The sequence below is a fragment of the Brachyspira sp. SAP_772 genome (assembly GCF_009755885.1).
Lineage (GTDB): Bacteria > Spirochaetota > Brachyspiria > Brachyspirales > Brachyspiraceae > Brachyspira.
Genome location: NZ_VYIX01000385.1, coordinates 1 through 511, shown reverse-complemented (window position 1 = coordinate 511; position 511 = coordinate 1). Strand labels below are relative to the sequence as shown.

The following is a 511-nucleotide window of genomic DNA, read 5'->3' as shown; positions in this document are numbered from 1 at the left end:
ATTGCTGTTATTTCGCTTGGGGACTTTATTGGAAGTTTAATAAAATCTACTATTTTTGGTGCTGAAGTTATTTTGATTTCTTGTTTCTATGGATTTAGAACTAATGGAGGAGCTGAAGGTGTTGGTAAAGCTACTACTATTAGTGTGGTTTATAGCTTTATGTTAATACTTATAACAGACTATCTATTAGTTTCAATACTTGGTATGTTTGGCATGTAATAAAATTTATATATTATTTATTGCTTCTATTATCATATTAAAACGCATACCTAGTGAAGCTTTTATTAAAATTGCTGTCTCTTCATTACTGTTTTTTATAATATCAATTATAGTGTTTATACTCTCTTCTACTTTTTTAAAATGCATTTTAGAGCATGTAACTTCATTATCTATTTTTTGAGAATTATCTCCGACTGTAATAACTTCATTTATGTTTTTTAATGAGTTTATAAATATTCCTATGTCTTTATGAAAAGAAGAGTTTTGAGTTTCTGTTTCAAGCATATCGCCT

At 27.0% G+C, this 511-nt stretch carries 1 protein-coding gene and 1 pseudogene; one reads left to right on the top strand and one right to left on the bottom strand.

All coding sequences use genetic code 11. The annotated features are described in order from the left end of the window. Positions 1 to 219: ABC transporter permease (locus tag GQX97_RS14660; RefSeq protein ID WP_198391290.1), on the top strand; the 219-nt coding region annotated here is incomplete at its 5' end. 6 nt (positions 220 to 225) lie between these two features. On the opposite strand, the pseudogene GQX97_RS14655 reads toward GQX97_RS14660, so the two are convergent. Continuing rightward, a pseudogene (locus tag GQX97_RS14655) lies at positions 226 to 511 on the bottom strand (UDP-N-acetylmuramoyl-tripeptide--D-alanyl-D-alanine ligase); the annotation flags it as partial.